Origin of the sequence: Micromonospora rhizosphaerae, from assembly GCF_900091465.1 — a bacterium.
GTDB lineage: Bacteria > Actinomycetota > Actinomycetes > Mycobacteriales > Micromonosporaceae > Micromonospora > Micromonospora rhizosphaerae.
Map to the genome: position 1 here is coordinate 5,020,515 of NZ_FMHV01000002.1, position 17,731 is coordinate 5,038,245.

Here is a 17,731-nt window from a genome sequence, read left to right on the forward strand (position 1 = left end):
TCGGACCGACCCACCCATGGTGCGCCGTTCCGCGCCGGACAGCAGTGGTCCGGGTCGCCCCGGCTGGCCCCGGTCAGCCGGCGGCGGCCAGGCGGGTGTACTCCGGGGAGGCCAGGAAGCGGGTCAAGAGCCTGGCGGTGCCCGGGGTGTAGGGCCGGCCGTCGAGCAACTCGTCGGCGGGGACGAGGACGATCGCGGCACCCTCGCCGATCACCACGTCCGGCCCCGCCGCGGCCCGGCCGGGCTCCCCCGGGCGACGGAAACGTTGTGACTGATCGCCCGCTGCGGGAGCTGACGCCATCACACACACTGTTGGACAAGCCAGCGTGCCCGTCCCATCCACTCGTGGGTCGGAAGAGGTGAACCCATGGGCTTCGGAATCCTCAGCGTCATCGTTCACATCGCTCTGGGCGCCCTCCTGGGCCAGTGGGCCGGCGGCATCGTCGGCCTGGTGACCGGCGCGCTGCTCGGACTGCTCGTCGGCGCGCCCTTCGGCTGGGCGATCGGCTCCGCCCGGACGTACGCCCCGGACATCCGCGGCGTCCTGCTCTTCGTCGTCGACCACACGTGGAGCTTGCTCAACACCGTGGTGGGCGCGGTCTACCTGGCCCTGCACCTGGTCGTGCGGCACCAGATCGACCGGGTGGTCTCGCCGCACAGCGGCCGGGTCAACGTCGTCGAGGGCGTCTCCCCGAGGTACGCCACCACCATCGGCACGGTCTGCGCCGGCTCCAGCCCACGGATCCAGCGCCACGAGGATGTGCACATCCTCCAGGCCCGGCTGCTCGGCCCGCTCTACATCCCGCTGGTGCTGGCGAACTACGTGCTCTTCACCATCGCCCCGGTCTGGCTGCTCTACCACGATCACGCCAACGCCCCGATCAACCGGTTCACCCGCTATTTCGAGATCGGCGTCTACCCGCACGTGTGGCACGAGGCCATCGCGTACCGGATCCAGGGGAGGCCGCCGCGGTGAGGCCGAGCGGGCCGAGCCGCCGGCACCGCGCTCATCGCACCTCCCGGCTGTCCCATCCGCAGGTGCCTTTCGAGCTGCCCCGTCTGTACGCCCAGCCGGTGCCGCGCTGGCCCGCTGCCCCCAGCGCCGCTAAATCCAGCTTCAGCTCCGGCTTCAGCCCCAGCCCCAGCCCCAGCCCCAGCCCCAGCCCCAGCCATAGTTGCCCCGTCCGTGCGGGCAGCTCCAAACTCTCGGCATACCCACGGGCGGCGCTCGAACGTTGATGCCCATCGTTAGCGGCGACCCATACCCCGAACGTCCGGGGCGATCCGGCCTCGGCGCGCGGCCACCCGACCCCGCCAGACCCGCACCAGCACCAGGACCACCACCAGGGCGAGCACCACCTCCCCGCCCAGGCCGAGCCGCCGCTCCAGCAGCCGGTACGACGCCCCGGCCAGGTAGCCGAGCACGGCCACGGTCACCGCCCAGAGGGCGCCGCCGGTGACGTTCGCCAGGGTGAAGGTGCGCTGAGGTATCGCGCTCATGCCGGCCAGCCCGGGCACGAGGGCCCGCAGGGCGGCCGCCCACCGGCCGAGCACCACCGCCATGGCACCCCGCCGTCGAATCAGGTCGAGCGCCCGCCACAGCTCGCCGGAGCGGACGAACCGGCGCGGGGTCCGGGCCAGCAGCCGCCGGCCGTAGCGGCGCCCGACCAGGTAGCCGATCTGGTCGCCGAGCGCGGCCCCGGTCACCGCCGCGACCACCACCGCCCAGAGCGGCAGCCGCCCCTCGTGCGCGAGCACCCCGCCGACCAGCACGGCGACCTCCCCGGGTACGAGCAGGCCGAGGAAGGTCGACGCCTCCAGCGCCGGGAGCAGGAAGACCAGGGCCAGGACCAGGGCGGGCGGCAGCGCCGCCAGCAGGTTCAGCAGCTGGTCCATCGGCCGATTGTCGCCCGCGACCGGCCCGGTCCGCCTGGCGTACGGCCCACGCCGCCAGCGATCTCTTTCCGGGTACGGACCGGACAGGTGCGGCGCTGCGGTCACGGACTGGGCGGCCACTGCGCTGGGTCCGCGGCTGGCGGGAGGCCGCTGCCGAGGGCGTGGACCGCGGCCGGGGACGGCTGATCATGGCGCGGCTGCTGGACGAGGCGACCATCGACGGCACGCCCGAGGGCACGACGGTCCACCTGGTCAAGCGGGTCTCTGGCGGCGCCTGACGCGCCCGTCCGGGCCCATCATCCATTCGGTCGCCGTCCGGCGTGCGCGAAGTCGCCGAAGCGGCGCGGCGCCGCGGGTGGACGGGCGAGGACCCGCCACCCGCGGCGCCGCGATGGGACCGGTTACTGCGTGAACGCCTGGAACTCGGCGATCCGGACGTTGTTCGCCTGGACGCTGGCGGTCGTGCAGTCGGTGTCCGCCCCCGGGTCGGCGTCCTGCTCACCGGCGTAGTCGGGTGCGCCGGTGCACTGGTTGGTCACCACCTCGATGCGCAGGTGGGTCGCCCTCGTCCGGGGGATGTCGAAGGACCGGATGATCAGCTCCGGCGCCCGGGGCCGGGGCGCCACCGACGGGAACGCGTCGGCCGGGCTGGTGTAGACGGCGCGGAAGTCCGCAGCGTCCGCACAGGTGACCGTGCCGGTGGCCTCGCAGGCCAGCACCCGGAACTGCCGCAGCGCGGAGAACCGGCTCTGCGTCCCCGCGTCCGGGTCGCCCGTGACCGGCGGGCGCAGCATCGCGCTGACCTGGACCCGGCGTACCTGCTGGGCGCCGCCGGCCAGGTCCACGGTGACCTGCCGGCCGGCGACCGGGCTGCCGAGGGAGGCCCAGTTGGTCGCCTCGTCGTCATCCGCTATCCGGACGAGGTTGACGCCGTCACCGCTGACCGCCGCCCCGCTGGCCTCGGAGGCCAGGTTCACCGGCACCTGCACCGGCAGGTCGCGCACCTGACCGGCCTTGACGGTGACCGGACCGACCCGGACGTGTCCGTGTCCCGGCGCGCGGACGATGAACTCGTACGTGCCGGGCACCAGGCTCACCTGGTCGGTCAGCGCGGTGGCCGGGTCGGTGTCGGCGACCGGCACGGCCCGGGCCTGGTAGGGACCCACGAAGAGCTGGGCACCCGGTACGGCCACGTCGTCGAGCACCGACCGGAACGTCAGCCTCGCCTCGTTCGCGTACGGCGAGGTGAAGTCCGGCGTCGGGTTGACGTCGCCGTTGCCGTTGCTGGCGGCGGCCTCGCCGAGACCGCGCTTGGCGAAGGCGTTCCAGAGCAGGTCCTGGTTGGCCCCGCCGAAGCGGATCCGGTCGGCGGCGAGCATCGCGTCCCGGGCGTCCACCATGCTGACCTGGCTGACGGCCATCAGCAGGAACGAGTCGAACACCAGCTGGATCCAGCGCCGGTTGCCCGGGCAGGCGGTGACCGGCGTCGCGCCGTTGGCGCAGGACTTCTGCAGCGCCGCGTCACCGGCGCCGTACCGCTGCATCATCGCCGCGCGGATGTCGACGTTGGTGGCGCTCCACACCTCGCCGGAGGCGTGCACCTGCAGCCCGACGAAGTCGTAGTCGATCGCGCTGTAGTTGAGCGGGCTGTCGCTCATGTTGTAGTTGCGGATGCCCACGTCCGGGTCACCGGTGGCGTACTCGCCGATGGTGAACCCGCGACGGCCGGCCGGGGCGTACCCGTGCTCGTAGAGGTACTCCATCGCCAGCTGGTCCGACCAGCTCTCGCTCATGCCCTGCGGCGAGCTGACCCCGGCGTTCGGGCCGGCGATCATCCGGTTGCTGATCGCGTGGGTGTACTCGTGGGCGATCACCGACATGTCGTAGTCACCGTCCACACAGGGCGCGTAGAAGGAGCCGGCGATCGGCTGCCAGAGGTACATGTTGGTGATCGGGGCGACCCCGTCGGCCGGGGTGATCTGGTTGGCGTTGTCGCGGGCCGCGAAGTTCGGCGGGCCGCCGCTCACGCCGCCCGCCTGGGCGTTGCCCTGCTCCGCGTCGGCGCCGAGGCCACCGCGGCCGAAGTTGTCCTGCTGCAGGTTCCAGGTCGCCTCCGTGAAGCCCAGGTGGTACGACCAGTCGTGCATGCGGTTGTGCATCGCGAACAGGTTGGCCCGGGCGGCGTCGATGTCGTTGGCCTTGGGCGAGGTGAAGGTGTCCGGGCTGCACTGCTGCTCGTACCACTGGTTGGTCCACGGGTAGGCGTACTTCCGGTCCGGCCGCGGCGTCGCGGTCTCGGTGCCCACCCTGAACGGGTCGTTGCTGAACCAGTTGTGCACCGCGATCGCGTTGTTGCCCTTGGTCGTGTGCGTGGCGGTCCCGGTGGCCGGGTCGACGTCCCAGGGCAGGGAGGACGCGGAGGTGCCGACGGTCTCGTCGCAACCCGCGGCGCCGAAGCACCAGCGCACCCGGGTGTCGGCCGACGAGTGGTCGGTCGACGGTGAGTTCGGGAAGACCTTCCACTCCGGGTCGTCGGCATCGTGGTCGACCAGGTCCTCGCGCACCAGAACGCTGCCGTCCCGGGCGTCCACGTAGGTCGAGAAGGCGGCCGGGTCGGCCCCGGTGAGGTCCGCGCCGAAGATCACCTCGTACGCGGCCCGCGAGCCCCGGTCGACGGTCGGCACCGCGACCAGCGAGGTCCGCAGGATCTTCGGGTTCGCGACACCGGCGTCGGCGGCGGCGGCCCGCTCCGCCTGCTGGGCGGTGAGCGTGGCCGGGGCCGGCGCGGCGGCGTCCCGGGCGAGCGAGGAACTGACGTGCCACACCGCGCCGTCGCGGACCCCGACCGCGAGGACGCCGTCCACCGCGGCCGGCAGGTCGCCGAAGCGCTGGCGGAACAGGACGGTGGCGCCGTCGCCCATCGGGGCGACGGTCAACTGCTCCAGGGCTGCGGCGCCGCTGGCGGTCAGGCCGAGCAGGTCCCGGTTGGCGGCCACGTAGGCCCGGGCCGCCGCGGCCGGGTCGGCGGGCAGACCGGTGGCCAGCGGGCGGCCGGTCGAGGTGAGCATCGCGGGCGTACCGAAGGTGGTCCAGCGGGCCCGGGCACCGAGGGCGGCGGCCCGGTCGCGCTGTCGGTCGGTCGGGGCGATCCGCCCCTGGCGGTTGTCCTCGGTCTTGCTGTCGTGGGTGTCGCCCGGCAGGTGGCCGGGCTGGGCCTGAGTGCGGGTCTCCTCATGGGGCGCTGCCTGGCCGCTGGCTCCGGCGGTCAGGACCAGCCCGGCCGCGAGCAGCAGCGCGGTGGTCCCCGTCAACGCACGGGATGGTGTGCGCACGGTCCCTCCTCTTCGAACGGCGATGTCCGTCCTGCCATCCGACCAGGTCAGCGCGGCCGTCGGCACTGGCCGAACATCCACAAATGTTCAAATCTCGATGCGGCCCACCCACCGTGGCGCGCGGGCCCCGTGCTGGACGTACGGCAGAATCGCCGGCGATGGAGGCGGCCACGATCCTGTCCGCGCTCGCCGACCTGGCCCCGGCCGGCGCCGAGCGGGTCTTCGACGTGTCCGGGACCGGCCGGCCGCTGGTCTGGTTGCCCGAGCCGGACCGGGGCCCGCGCGGCGCCCGGTTGGACCGGCTGGCGGCGCTGGACGCGCTGCACCGCGACGAGCGGATCCTCCGCCGTGGCCTGGCCTTCCTGGTGGGTGGGGCCGACGTGGACGGTGGGCGGCGGCGGGTCCGCCTGCCGCTGCTGGCCCAGCCGGTACGCCTGGAGCGCGCCCGACGCGGCTACCGGGTCGTCCCGGCCGGGGATCTCGAACTGACCTCGCTGATCGAGGACCGGGACCTGGCCGGTCGGCTGGAGGCCGCGCCGGGGCTGGCCGGGCCGGGCTGGCTGACGGCCGCCGGCACCGCCGCGTGGATCACCGCCGCCGCCGAGGCCGCGGGGCTGAAGGTGCAGGCCGTCGTCTCGAAGCCGCCGCGGAGCACCGACGACGCGGTCCTCACCGGCGTCGCCGCCGCCGCGATCTTCGTGACCCGCGACGTGTTCGCCGGTCGGCTCCGGGACACCCTGCTCAGCTGGGCGGGCCGTCCCGGGCTGGCGAGCACGGCGCTGAGCAGGCTGTACGTCGACACCGCCGGGCGCGCGGGCGGCCCGATCACGACTGTCCACCCACCGACCCTCGACGGCCGGCCGCCCGTGGTGGGGGAGGCGCCCGGCACCGTTTTCGACCACGACAAGCCGGCCGACGGCGACGAGGTGCTGTCGCCGTTGCCGCTGAACTCCGCGCAGCGGGACGTGGTCCGGCGGACCCGGACGGAACCGGTGGTGGTGGTCTCCGGGGCGCCGGGCAACGGCAAGAGCCATACTCTGGTCGCCGCGGCGCTCGACACGGTGGACCGGGGCGGATCGGTGCTGGTGGCGACGCAGTCGGTGCACGCCGCGGACGTGCTGGGCGAGCTGCTTCGCCGCCATCCCGGGCCGACCCCGGTGCTCTTCGGTGACGCGGAGCGGCGCGAGGCGATCGCCGCCGAGCTGGCCGGGGGCGCGGCGGCCGGTGCGGACGACGCGCTGCTCGGGGCCGACGCCGCGGCCGTGGCGGCGGCCCGGGACCGCGTCGCCGCCGTCCGCGCCGGGATCGTGGCGGCCCTCGACGAGGAACGACTCGCCGCTACGCTGCCCGGCTGGCAGCCGCTGCTGCCCGCCCTGACCCACGACGCCCCGGCGGCGTTCGAGCCGGACACCGATTTGGCGGCGGTCCGGGCCGCGCTGGCCGGCGCGACCCGGGCCGGTGACGGGTGGTGGTGGCGCTGGCGGCGGGCGCGCGCCGCCGGGCGGCTCCGGCGGCTGGCGGGCGCCCGTCCCGACGTACCGGTGGAGCGGCTGCGCGCGGCGGTGGACGCCGCGTCCGCGGTACGGGCGGCGGCGCGGCTGGCCGCGACCGGCGGCACGGACCTGGCGCCGGCCTGGCGGGCGCTGACCGAGGCGGACGACGCGCTCGCCGCCGCCGTCGGCACGGCCATGCGGCACCGGGCCACCAGCGCCCGACGGTGGACGGCGGACGCGCGCCGCGCCGCCAGCGGCCTGGGCGCGGCGCTGCGGGCCGGCCGGAATCGCCGTCGCGAGCTGCTCGCCGGGCTGGACGCCGAGGCGCTGGTACGGGCGCTGCCGTTGTGGGTGGGCACGGTGGCCGACGTCGAGGACCTGCTGCCGCCGGTGGCCGGCATGTTCGACCTGGTGGTGCTGGACGAGGCCGCGCACATCGACCAACTCCGGGCCGCCCCGGTGCTGGCCCGGGCGCGGCGCGCGCTGGTCGCCGGTGATCCGCGGCAGCTTCGGTTCGTGTCGTTCGTGGCCGACGTGGACGTGGCCGCGACGCTGCATCGGCACGGCCTGGACCGCTTCGCCGACCGGCTCGACGTGCGGCGGTCGAGCGCGTTCGACGTGGCGGCCGGCGCGGCGCCGGTGACCTGGCTCGGCGAGCACCACCGGTCCGCGCCGCACCTGATCGGGTTCTCCGCCCGAAGGTTCTATGACGGCAGGCTGGAGCTGGTCACCCGGCACCCGCGCAACGAGCGAGCCGACGTCATCGACGTGGTGACGGTGGCCGACGCGGCCGTGGTCGAGGGCGTCAACCGGGCCGAGGTGGACGCCGTGCTGGACCTGGTCCGGGGGCTGGCGGCGCGACCGCCCGAGGGTGGGATCGCGGTGGTCAGTCCGTTCCGGGCGCAGGCGGACGCGGTGGAGGCGGCACTGCTGTCCGGATACGACGTCGACGAGATCGAACGCCTCGGCCTGCGGTCGGGCACGGTGCACGCGTTCCAGGGCAGCGAGGTGGAGGTGGTGATCGCGTCGCTCGGACTGGTGGACGACGACCCGCCGTCCCGGCACCGGTTCGTGGCCGAGCCGAACCTGTTCAACGTGCTGGTCACGCGGGCCAGGCGGCACCTGACGGTGGTCACGTCGCTGCGGTCCCCCGACGGGCTGGTCGGCGACTACCTCTCGTACGCCGCCCGCCCACCCGCCGCAGCCGACACCGACGGCCCGATTGCGGGGTGGACCGGCGCGCTGGCCGAGGAGTTGCGCCGGCTCGGGCTGCCGGTACGACCGGGCTACCCGGTTGGTCGGTGGCGGGTGGATCTCTGCGTGGGCGAGGATGCGGACGCCGTGGCGGTGATCTGCGGGGTGCACCAGGACGGGGTCGCGGCGCACGTGGAGCGGCAGCGCACGCTGCTGCGGGCCGGGTGGCACCTGTACGACGTGTTCGCCAGCCGCTGGTCGGACGACCCGATCCGGGCCGCCCTCGACCTCACCTCTCGGATGACGAGACCGTAAACTCACCGCCCGGAGTGCGGTTTATATCTTTAATAACAGGATTTGTCGAAATATCTGGATGCCAAGCGTCGGTCAGGGCGCGACTGCCGACAAATCGGTCACGCCCGGTTATCGTAAGGAATGGACCGCGCGCCGGAACTGCCGGAGTCTCTACGAGGGAGGTGGCGTGACCGACGCCTCCAGCAAGGAATCAAAATCGGCCGACCGGTGGCGACGACTGGGCGACCGGTCAGAGGCGCTCCTGCTGGGCGCAGTCACGTTCTGGCGGCATGTGCGTGAGCTCTGGAGGCGGATGGTCAACGCCCTGCACGAGGAGGAAAACCGCCGACCGTCGGTCTGGCAATCATCAGCCCCGCCCCGCCGGCACACCGAACGGCGCGATGCGCCGGCGCCGATCCGCGTTTCCGCTCAGGATGGTGTCTTCAACTTCACCGTCGATGCCAGTTTCACCTGGTCATCCGACCGCCTCCGGCGGGAGGCGCTGAGCGGCTACGCGCACTACTACATGCCGGACGTCATCGGAAGGCTGACGCACCTCGCGGCGGAGCACGCCGGCAGGTTCGCACCACACCGTGCGGCCGGACTGGAGGCGAAGCTGCAGCAGGTGCTCCTCAAGGAAGTCCCATGGCACTACCCGCAGGGCGACCGGGTGGTGGAGTGTGTACCGCAGGTCCGTGTGCGGCCCGACGAGCGGGTCATGCGGATCGCCATGCCCTACTGGGAACAGCTGATCAGAATCGGATCTGAATTCGACGTACGGAAGCGGCGAGCGGAGTACGCCGAGCAGCTCAGCCGGAAGGTGGTTACGGTCCTGGAAAATCTTGGCAGCAGCCTCGCCACTGGCGGCGGACAGCGGACGAACGAGAAGCTGGCCAGCGACGTGGAGCACCTGCTGGCCGAGCACAAGGCAACCCTGCGGCGACTCGAAGATCTGTTCCGGGAAACGCTGCGGGACAGTGACATCTTCGGACGAGCCACATCGGGCGACATCCCGAAGCAGGGGCCCGACGGGAAGCCCCCAGAAGCGCCCCAGCCTGCGGACGATTCGAAATCAACGGACGACTCTTCGGCCAGACCCCGATCAGCCTGACCGGAACTGGGCACCTCGACCGGCGGGGTTCTCACAGGTAGGCGAATTTGGCGGGCTCCTGGAGGACCGCTGCGGCGGACTCGATGTCCGCCAGCCTCGCCGCGAGCGTGGCGGTCGCCAGCCGCGCGGGCAGGGCTGCGCTGAACTTGAGCCCGGCGAGGGCCTGCTCGGTCACGTCCGGCAGACAAATCCGACCCACGGCGTCTCCCGTTGCCACCCGCCACATCTCCCGGTCCAGGTCGGGACGCAGCCGGATGGACGCGTCGTCGTAACGCTGGGTGGGATCAGCCAGCTCGCCGAGAGTGGCGACCAGAGTGGCGTTGGCGCGGAAAGCTGCCCAGGTCCACCACCGGACCTCGCCCTCCCGGTCCCGAACGATCACCGTGCCGCCCGGGTGCACCCAGGACGTCGCCTCCTCACGCAGCTTCGCCAACCGTGTGACGGCCCGTTGAGTGAGACTGACCGGCGGATCGGCTCCGAGCAGCACCTCGCGCATGGCCCACACCATCTGGTACGACAGGCCCTGCGGTGCACCGCCGGTCATTCAGAGCAAGCGCCTCGTCGAAGTTGCCGAGAAGCCGGTCCGTGACGACGTAGTCGCGGAGCGTGGAGTCGGCGTCGGCGTCGGCGTCGGCGTCGGCGTCGGCGTCGGCGACACTGTCGGCGACCTTGAGCACGAAGTCGCTGGTGCTCGTGCGCTCCGGGATCTCGATGAACTCCCGGAGTAGCGGTGCAGGGGTGGGCGAAGACATGCTGCTTACCGTACCGATCGCTCGGCGGTGCCGGCGCCCACCGGGGGTTGCGTAATGGCCCGCCGTAAGTCCTCCGCCGTTGCTGGCAGACGTTTACATGGCGCTGACGAGCCTCGACCCGACCGGCGCCGGCCGCCGTTAACCTGACACTCCCCTCGAAAGACTTCTTCGCTGGCCCCAACCGGCGAGGGTGCTAGTTCGTCCTAATGGCGGGCAGCATTGGTGACCTGGGACGACCGTCAAGGAGGTGGTGCAGTGGCCGCGTGGGACCGGGCGCTGACAGAGCTCGTGCAGCAGCGTGGTGCGGCGCTGAAGCGGTACGGCTATCTCCTGTGCGGCAACAGCAGCGAGGCCGAGGATCTGGTGCAGGACGCCCTCGTCCGGACGTTCACCTCCTCCCAGCGATCCGACGTCGCTCAGGTCGAGCAGTATGTCCGCAAGATCATGTTGAACATCTTTCTCGACCGAGTGCGCCGCCGCCGAGTGTGGGAGCGCCTGCTGCCCCTGACGGCGATGTCACCGCGGCAGGACCAGCACGCGCAGACCGACCTGCGCGGCGACCTCCGCCGGGCACTGATGGAGCTGTCCCCCCGGCAACGAGCGTGCGTGGTGCTGCACTACTACCTCGACCTGTCCGTTCTGGAGAGCAGCGATCACCTCGGGCTCAGCCCAGGCACTGTCAAGCGACACCTGCACGAGGCTCGCATCCGGCTCGCCGATCACCTGGGATCGCCTGACCACACCACGGAGGATGGCTATGCAACCCCATGATGCGCCGCTCCGCGACGACCTGGCCGTCGTCGCGGCCGAGGCCGGTCCGCTCGGGTTCAACGCGGAGAGCATCGTCGCCAAGGTTCGACGCCGGCGTCGTCGCCGGTCCGTTCTCGGCACGACGGCAGGCACCGCTGCAATCGTTTTGGCCTTGGTGGCGATTTCCAGCTGGGTAAGGGGTGGATCGGAGAACGGAAGTCAGACCATGAGCGATGCGTCAGCCAAGCCTCCAGCCAGCGGCCCATCGGCGCAGGGTTCCACGACGCCATCGGGGGCACCACCCAAGGTGTACATGTGCGGAGAACGACTGGTCCTGGCCGATGCCGCGACTAGCCGCACCGGCCTGACGATGGCGATCAGTTCGGTCCGGAAATCCGCTGACGACGTCGGCCCCGACATCGCCGTGACCTTCAAGGCCGCAGCCCCCATGCACATCGTGTCCAGCCCGCCGCGGCTGTTCGAGGTGCTCTACCTCAGGGCCGGGGTCATCGTGGGCGGCGGGCCGATGCTGAACCTGCCGGGGGACGTGACGCCACAGGGCGTGGATCTCATCGGCTACGGGTTCGACGTCGCCCCCGACCGCCCGAGCACCCAGGAACTGGGTCCACGCAATATGCTCTGCCCATCGCTGAGCTGGGCGGCGGTCTGGTCGGCACCGCAGTCGTACGAGGTGGTGGTACTTCAGGGGCCGGTCGAGAAACTGCCCCAGCAGACGTCGTTGGGCATTCCCGTGCTCGGCGCGCCCCTGCTGGTGAGCCGCGCCGGTTTCCCGCGATGACGTGGTGCGCCGACGTGCGCAGTGCCCGGCATGGCCGGGCACTGCGCACGTAGTCGCGTACGTCGCTCGCCTACGGAGCCAGCGACATCCCGAAGGTGGAGAAGATGTACGGGGCCTCGCACCACCGGATCACATCGCCACCACCCCAGCTGTTGATCCCGCGCGCCTGACGGATATTGCCGCTGAGCAGCGCGAACACCAGGCCGCCGCTGTCGCCACCGCGGATCGCCGTCTGTCCGTTGACCTGGTGGGCCTCGACCCCGCGATGGTTGACACCGTTGCTGCCCGTCCAGGTGATGTATCCGTCGGTCACCTGCAGGCCGCAGACGATGCCGGAGGTGTAGCCGTCCTGGCACGTCAGGTCACCGTTGTAGGAGTACGCGGAGCCGCTCACGTCGTACACGTTCGCGATTGGACCGGGAGGACCGTCCCACTCGCGGCTGGCCGTCGTGCCGGTGCTGCTGGTGTCGATCGCGATGGCATCGTCGATGTTGTCCCGGTTGGCGACGACACCGATTCGGTTGCGGCCGCCGTTCTGCCACCCGGTGTACACCGTGACGCCGTTACCAAAACAATGCGCCGCGGTGATCAGGAACGATCGTCCGTCCGAGTTACGCCGGGCCGGTAGGCCGGAGGTGCAGGCGTAGACCGACGCCTGGCTGGTGCTGGTCTGGCTGATCGCCGCTCCGGAGATCCACTGCGGACTGTCTCGGAGTCGAGACATGTCACTGCCGTTCGTCGCGTTCTCCACGACGATCGGCACCGAAGCGGCGAGCGAACTTCTGCCGGTGACCGACGACGTCGTCAGCGCCTGCTTGGCGTGATCGACGTTGTACGCCCGGATGTGCAACGCGCTGCCATCCGAGGGGACCGCGATGCTCTCGATGCTCATGTCCATCTGCTTCTGCTGCTGCAGCACGTCATCACTGGCCGCGGTCAGCGTCGCGAAGGTGTGGCCACCTTGTGCGAAGCGGGCGGCCCGGAGGTCGACCGCCTTGTCGGTCTTCCGCACCGCGCCCAGGAAGGCCGACTTGACGCGCAGGTCGGTGAGGTAGATGGTCACGGTACGGGCCGAGGCATCGATCTGGATGCCGGAGTAGACGCTCGCCCACTGCGACCTGCCGACTTCGCCGGCCGCGTTCGCCAATGCGCGCAACGGATCGAGGATGACGGCCTGCTCGTCCAGGGGCAATGCGGCGATCTGCTGGTACGTCAGTGGAGTGGGTTTGGCCTGAGCGGCACCCGCGCTCGTTAGTGATACGGCGATGGTCGTTGCGACGATGACCGCGAAATGCCGCAGTCCTGCCATTTATGCCCTCCTATATTGACGAGACTGCGGCCAATGTACAGGGGGCCACTAGCTGCCGCTGCCCCGTTCGGTGTGCGGCGGGTGCCTGAAATGCGAGGAAAAAGTGGCTCTACGATGTTGGGCGGGGCCGAGCTTGTGCCCGCTGGGAAACCCGGTTCTGGCCCCTGGGGTGCGGTTTTGTGCGGCCCGGCCAGCCAACCGCGAGGCATGGTGGCGAGCAGATTTTCCTTGCGGTATCTGATCTTGCGTCTTGATCCTGCGGCTCGTAATGCAAGGCCTGCGTGGCGAGCGGTCCAAGGATCTCGAGTTAGCCCGTCGACCGGTTGGTGCTGTCAGCCCTGTCGCGGCTGCTGCCTCGTTCCCGCTGGTCGACGTTCTTCGTGACCCCGGCCGCCTTGCGGCGGGTGGCACCGCGAGCTGGTCGGCAGGGAGTGGACCTACCCGGAACGACGACCGCGGCGTCCTTCGATACGGGCGGAGATCCGCACCCTGGTCGCCGCTACATGCGCCTGGAACTGCTCAACAAAAGCCCGCCTCATTCCCGCCCAGCCTGCCCATTACGACAACAACCAGGCGACCCCGTCCCGATCGCCGCATAACATCAGACCGGATCCCGCGATGGCCGTCCCTTACACCAACACCCCGACACAGCAATCGCTAACAGTTGATATCCGCAGTCAGCCTCGGCCCTTCAGAAGGCCCGCCCGTGGTTCATGATCGAGGACGAGGAAGTGCCCCCAATCTGGGATGATCCGGCTTGTCGGAGGCCCTGATCGCCCGTCATAAGGGACCTCGCAGTTGCTGAAGCCTCCCCCATGGCCGCTCCTGTTGAGCAGCCCTGGGGTTGAGACCGAACGATCGAGGGTGAGTTGTCCTTTTGGGGTCATGCCTTCGCCTTACGCCCGCGGGTGGCCTTGGGCGGGCGCCAGGACGTGAGCGCCTCATCGGTGAGGTGTAGGCGATTGGTGGTCTCGGCGAGGAAGCCGGCGTAGATGTCCACCGGCGAGGCACCCCACTCCGGGTCGAACTCGCCGTGCCACTGGCGTACCCAGGGAAAGATCTCGCGCAACCCCGCGACCAGCGGCACCAGCCGGTCGGCGGCCCAGCCGTCCTCCTGCTCACGGGCCACGATCAGCGTCGCGAGGGCTTGGGCCTGCTCGCGGTGGTCCCAGCCGGCCCAACCGACCAGCAGCGACGGGTCACCGTCGCGGCTGGCGCCCGGGTACGACACGAACCGCTCCTGCCGCTGAAGGTCCCACACGTGCTCCCAGTCCGCGCGCTTGCTCAGGCCGGAGTCCTTGTAGCGCAGCGCGGCCAGGTGCGGCACGTGCTCGTCGGCGACCAGGTCGGCGACCACCTTGCCGAGGTCCTGACCGGGCGCGTAGAGGTTGGCGACTGTGAGCACGTCGGCGTCGCGGCGCAGCTCGTCGGCGAGCTGGGCGGTGGTCAGCGGGCGCGGCTGCTCCAGCCTGTCGACGTGGTGGTACCACAGCTCTCGCGCCTCGCACCGGTCCAGCAGCCAGTCGCGCAGCGCCTTCGCCTGCATCGCATCCCAGCCCTCGGTGGCCCACCGCCGCTTGCACTCCGGCCGCTCGATCAACCCGATGTTTGCGGTTGCCCTCGATGACCGCGATCCGCCGCTCCACCACCGCCCGGTACTCAGCCGCGCTGCCGCCCTCGTCGGTTACCAGCACCAGCGGGTAACCGCCATCCTTTTCCTCCGGCCGGTGCAGCGCATCCTCGATCGCCGCCACGGCGCTTGCCAGCGACGCCCGCGCGTCGAGGCATCGGGGCGCAACGGGACCGACGTCAGGATCCTCAGCCAGCGTCGAGACCGACACCCAGATTGCAGCACGTCTGGCCCGAATCATGGCTACGGAAGAGGGTCTGCGATCTGGTTCAGGGTTCTCCCGTCGTCGATGCAATACCACGCTGTCGGCCAGATCTGAGCCTGCGGTGGTTTTCCGGTAGCCGACTCGATGATGGTGCGGATCAGCCCGATCAGCCGGTATCGCTGCCCGTCGTGCTCCCATTCAACCGGTGCGGTCAGATCGTTGTACCAGCGCACCCGCGCCCGGTCGGGCTCCGCATCCAGCCATGCTCTGATGGCGTCACGGTCCTGGCCGACAAGGTTCGGCATGGTGACGGTCAGCGACGTACCGTCGGGGATCAGTTCGTGCGCGATGAGCCGCTGCGCGGCCGCCGCTCGACGCTCGCCGGACTTACGCGAGGCGGCCTGGGTGGCGCTGCTCGACCGGGGCCGCACCATGAACTCTTCCGCGTCCGGCACGGGCAGGAGCTGCGCGACCGAGAGCATCTTCTCGCCCGCTGCAGTCTCGTACAGCTGGTAGCGAAGCAAGCGGATGTCGATCCCCGCTTCGTACAGGAATAGTGCGGTGTTGGTGACTGTCGGGCCGAAGTCCGAGGCCATCAGCACGATCCGAGGGGGGCTCAGCGTCTCGTCAGAGACCCCCTCAGCCCATTCCATCAGGCGCGCTAGCGCTTCGTCAGCGGTCGTCGACCCGCCTAGGTACGCGGCGTGGACATCAGCAAGGGTGTCCAGGCTGAACCGCCGCACCATGGCCGCATAGTTGATGGCCTGCATCGTCACGGTGTCCGGTGCTCTATCTCGTTTGAGCTCGACAACCACGAGTCGACCCGTGCGATCGATACCGAGTACGTCCAGCCGGTCAGCGGCCGCGCTGCCAGCGCCAGAGACCCACCGATCGAACTCGAACGTCACGATCTTTACGCCATTCCCGATGAGTTCGGGGTGGTCGATAACCCACTGCTGGAGATGCTGGCGCTCCAGCAGCCCCGCTTCCGCGAGCGAGATCCGACGCGCTGGTACCGCCTTCGGTCCATCCACGGTGAACAGCAGCTCTTCCGCCACAGCGCCTCCTCCTCCCCGGACGGTACCCGGCCGGATCGGCGGTTGTCGTTGGCCGGCCGGAAGGCCTCAGGCGGCGAGCGCCGCGTACCGGCCGTGCCGGTCGAGCAAGCTCTGGTGCGTGCCGGATTCGACGATGCGGCCGTGGTCGAGCACGGCAATCTGGTCGGCGTCCCGGACCGTGGAGAGCCGGTGGGCGATGGTGATCACCGTCCGCCCGCGGGACAGTTCGTCGAAGGCCCGCTGCACCGCGCGTTCGGTCTCGGTGTCCAGCGCGCTGGTGGCCTCGTCGAGCACCAGGATCCGCGGGTCGCGCAGCAGGGTCCGGGCGATCGCCAGCCGCTGCTTCTCGCCGCCGGAGAAGCGGTGGCCGCGGGAGCCGACCACCGTGTCGTACCCGTCGGGAAGAGCGGCGATCAGGTCGTGGATCTGCGCGGCGCGGGCCGCGGCCTCGATCTCGGCATCGGTGGCGCCCGGCCGGGCGTACCGGAGGTTTTCCCGCACGGTGGTGTGCAGCAGGTAGGTCTCCTGGCTGACCACGCCGACGACGGCGGCCAGGTCGGCCAGGCGCAGGTCGCGCAGGTCGACGCCGTCGATGGTGACCCGGCCGGCGGCCGGGTCGTGGAAGCGGGTGATCAGCGCGGCGAGGGTGCTCTTGCCGGAGCCGGTCTCCCCCACCAGGGCCAGGCTCGTGCCGGCCGGGACGTCCAGGTTGACGCCGGCGACGGCGGCGGTGTCGCTGCCCGGGTAGCTGAAGGTGACGTCCTCGAAGCGCAGGTGGCCGCGCACCCGGGCGGGGTCGACGGGGACCGGCCGCGCCGGGTCGTCGACCTCGACGGGCAGGTCGAGGTACTCGAAGATCCGGGCGAAGAGGGCCAGCGATGCGGTCACCGAGACGCCGACGTTGAGCAGGCCCATCAGCGGCCGGAACAGCCCGCCCTGGAGGGCGGTGAAGGCGACAAGGGTGCCGATGCTGAGGGTGCCGGCGGCGCCCGGCAGGCCGGCACTGAGGTAGATGACCGCAGGGATGGCGGCGAAGATGACGCTCATCGACGCCATCCGCCAGCGGCCGGCCAGCTCTGAGCGAAGTTCCAGGTCGACCAGGCGGGCCGAGGAGGCGGTGAAGCGGTCGACGAGGGCGGGCCCGGCCCCAAGGGTCTTGCTCAGCTGGACGCCGCTGATCGAGAGCCCTTCCTCGATGGTCACGTTGAGGTCGGCGAGTTCCCGCTGCCGTTGTGTGGTGATCTCCCGCCGCATCCGGGCGACCCGGCGGGTCAGCCAGATCGCCGGGGGCAGCACCACCAGGGACACCAGGGAAAGCCGCCAGCTCAGCGCCACCATGGCGACCGCCGTGGCGACCACGGTGGTCAGGTTGGCCGCGATCGAGGTGGCGGTGGAGGTGACGACTGTCTGCATGCCGCCGATGTCGTTGGTGATCCGGGACTGCACCTCACCGGTGCGGGTCCGGGTGAAGAAGCCGATCGACTGCCGGTGCAGGTGGGCGAAGACGTCCGTGCGCAGTCGGTGCATGACCTCCTGCCCGACCCGCGTCGAGATCCAGGTCTGGACCACGCCGAGGACGGCGGTAACGGCCGCGACCCCGACCATGCCGAGGACCAGCCAGCTCAGCAGGGCCAGGTCGCGCTCCGGCAGGGCCTGGTCGATCACGGTACGGAGCAGGAACGGCGACGCCATCGCGAGCACGGACGACGCCACGATGATCGCCACAACGAGGGCCAACTGTCGACGGTGTGCGCCGAAGAGAGCGCCGACGCGACGCAGCGGGACCTGGCGGGCCTGCGCCTTCTCGGCGGGGGTGACGGTGCGCGGGCCGCCGCCGCGGCCCTCCCGGGGTGCTTCCAAGGGGTGCTCACTTCCTGTCAATATGCTGAGGTTACCTCACTATGAGGG

General features: G+C 71.0%; 15 protein-coding genes. 7 read left to right on the plus strand and 8 right to left on the minus strand.

Going from position 1 to position 17,731, the window contains the following annotated elements; all coding sequences use genetic code 11:
- Nucleotides 1-73: 73 nt before the first annotated feature.
- Nucleotides 74-301 carry a hypothetical protein gene (locus GA0070624_RS34235; protein WP_141715144.1) on the minus strand — a complete coding sequence of 76 codons (228 nt, stop codon included), beginning with the start codon at nucleotides 299-301 and terminating at the stop codon, nucleotides 74-76.
- 66 nt (nucleotides 302-367) lie between these two features.
- On the opposite strand from GA0070624_RS34235, the gene GA0070624_RS23625 reads away from it, so the two are divergent.
- Complete coding sequence (locus GA0070624_RS23625; RefSeq protein WP_091344708.1) at nucleotides 368-976, plus strand: glycine zipper family protein; 609 nt, start codon at nucleotides 368-370, stop codon at nucleotides 974-976.
- Between the two features lie 272 nt (nucleotides 977-1,248).
- Here the strand turns inward: GA0070624_RS23625 and GA0070624_RS23635 are convergent, their stop codons facing one another.
- The gene (locus tag GA0070624_RS23635; RefSeq protein ID WP_091344710.1) at nucleotides 1,249-1,896 is read right to left on the minus strand and encodes a DedA family protein; all 648 of its coding nucleotides are present in this window, start codon (nucleotides 1,894-1,896) and stop codon (nucleotides 1,249-1,251) included.
- Between the two features lie 161 nt (nucleotides 1,897-2,057).
- Between GA0070624_RS23635 and GA0070624_RS23640 the strand changes: the two genes are divergently transcribed.
- Nucleotides 2,058-2,174 (plus strand): ATP-binding protein, encoded by a 117-nt coding sequence (locus GA0070624_RS23640; protein ID WP_245718947.1) that lies wholly within the window; start codon nucleotides 2,058-2,060, stop codon nucleotides 2,172-2,174.
- A gap of 123 nt (nucleotides 2,175-2,297) precedes the next feature.
- On the opposite strand, the gene GA0070624_RS23645 is transcribed toward GA0070624_RS23640, so the two are convergent.
- The gene (locus GA0070624_RS23645) at nucleotides 2,298-5,228 is read right to left on the minus strand and encodes a M36 family metallopeptidase (protein ID WP_091344713.1); all 2,931 of its coding nucleotides are present in this window, start codon (nucleotides 5,226-5,228) and stop codon (nucleotides 2,298-2,300) included.
- 158 nt (nucleotides 5,229-5,386) lie between these two features.
- On the opposite strand from GA0070624_RS23645, the gene GA0070624_RS23650 reads away from it, so the two are divergent.
- The gene (locus tag GA0070624_RS23650) at nucleotides 5,387-8,230 is read left to right on the plus strand and encodes an AAA domain-containing protein (protein ID WP_091344716.1); all 2,844 of its coding nucleotides are present in this window, start codon (nucleotides 5,387-5,389) and stop codon (nucleotides 8,228-8,230) included.
- Between the two features lie 166 nt (nucleotides 8,231-8,396).
- Nucleotides 8,397-9,320, plus strand: a complete 924-nt coding sequence (locus GA0070624_RS23655; RefSeq protein ID WP_091344719.1) for a hypothetical protein — start codon at nucleotides 8,397-8,399, stop codon at nucleotides 9,318-9,320.
- A gap of 31 nt (nucleotides 9,321-9,351) precedes the next feature.
- On the opposite strand, the gene GA0070624_RS23660 is transcribed toward GA0070624_RS23655, so the two are convergent.
- Nucleotides 9,352-9,816 (minus strand): hypothetical protein, encoded by a 465-nt coding sequence (locus GA0070624_RS23660; RefSeq protein WP_176731837.1) that lies wholly within the window; start codon nucleotides 9,814-9,816, stop codon nucleotides 9,352-9,354.
- On the opposite strand from GA0070624_RS23660, the gene GA0070624_RS34950 reads away from it, so the two are divergent.
- From GA0070624_RS34950 to GA0070624_RS34240, 3 genes are all read left to right on the plus strand, one after another.
- Complete coding sequence (locus GA0070624_RS34950) at nucleotides 9,815-10,048, plus strand: hypothetical protein (protein WP_176731838.1); 234 nt, start codon at nucleotides 9,815-9,817, stop codon at nucleotides 10,046-10,048. The genes GA0070624_RS23660 and GA0070624_RS34950 overlap by 2 nt on opposite strands.
- A gap of 279 nt (nucleotides 10,049-10,327) precedes the next feature.
- On the plus strand, nucleotides 10,328-10,843 hold the full coding sequence (locus tag GA0070624_RS23670; RefSeq protein ID WP_091344723.1) for a sigma-70 family RNA polymerase sigma factor: 516 nt from the start codon (nucleotides 10,328-10,330) through the stop codon (nucleotides 10,841-10,843).
- The gene (locus GA0070624_RS34240) at nucleotides 10,830-11,621 is read left to right on the plus strand and encodes a hypothetical protein (RefSeq protein ID WP_141715146.1); all 792 of its coding nucleotides are present in this window, start codon (nucleotides 10,830-10,832) and stop codon (nucleotides 11,619-11,621) included. Before GA0070624_RS23670 ends, GA0070624_RS34240 begins: the two co-directional genes overlap by 14 nt.
- Nucleotides 11,622-11,691: 70 nt before the next feature.
- Here GA0070624_RS34240 and GA0070624_RS23680 read toward each other — a convergent pair whose 3' ends face one another.
- The 4 genes from GA0070624_RS23680 to GA0070624_RS23695 all read right to left on the minus strand — a co-directional run bounded on the left by GA0070624_RS23680 (nucleotide 11,692) and on the right by GA0070624_RS23695 (nucleotide 17,683).
- Nucleotides 11,692-12,930 (minus strand): chymotrypsin family serine protease, encoded by a 1,239-nt coding sequence (locus tag GA0070624_RS23680; RefSeq protein ID WP_141715147.1) that lies wholly within the window; start codon nucleotides 12,928-12,930, stop codon nucleotides 11,692-11,694.
- A gap of 883 nt (nucleotides 12,931-13,813) precedes the next feature.
- A complete protein-coding gene (locus GA0070624_RS23685) occupies nucleotides 13,814-14,530 on the minus strand; it encodes a DUF7008 domain-containing protein (RefSeq protein ID WP_091344729.1) in 717 nt (238 codons plus the stop codon).
- A gap of 273 nt (nucleotides 14,531-14,803) precedes the next feature.
- Nucleotides 14,804-15,823: an endonuclease NucS domain-containing protein gene (locus GA0070624_RS23690; protein WP_091344731.1), complete on the minus strand. Its 1,020-nt coding sequence runs from the start codon at nucleotides 15,821-15,823 to the stop codon at nucleotides 14,804-14,806.
- Between the two features lie 66 nt (nucleotides 15,824-15,889).
- Nucleotides 15,890-17,683, minus strand: a complete 1,794-nt coding sequence (locus GA0070624_RS23695; RefSeq protein WP_091344733.1) for an ABC transporter ATP-binding protein — start codon at nucleotides 17,681-17,683, stop codon at nucleotides 15,890-15,892.
- Nucleotides 17,684-17,731 lie beyond the last annotated feature (48 nt).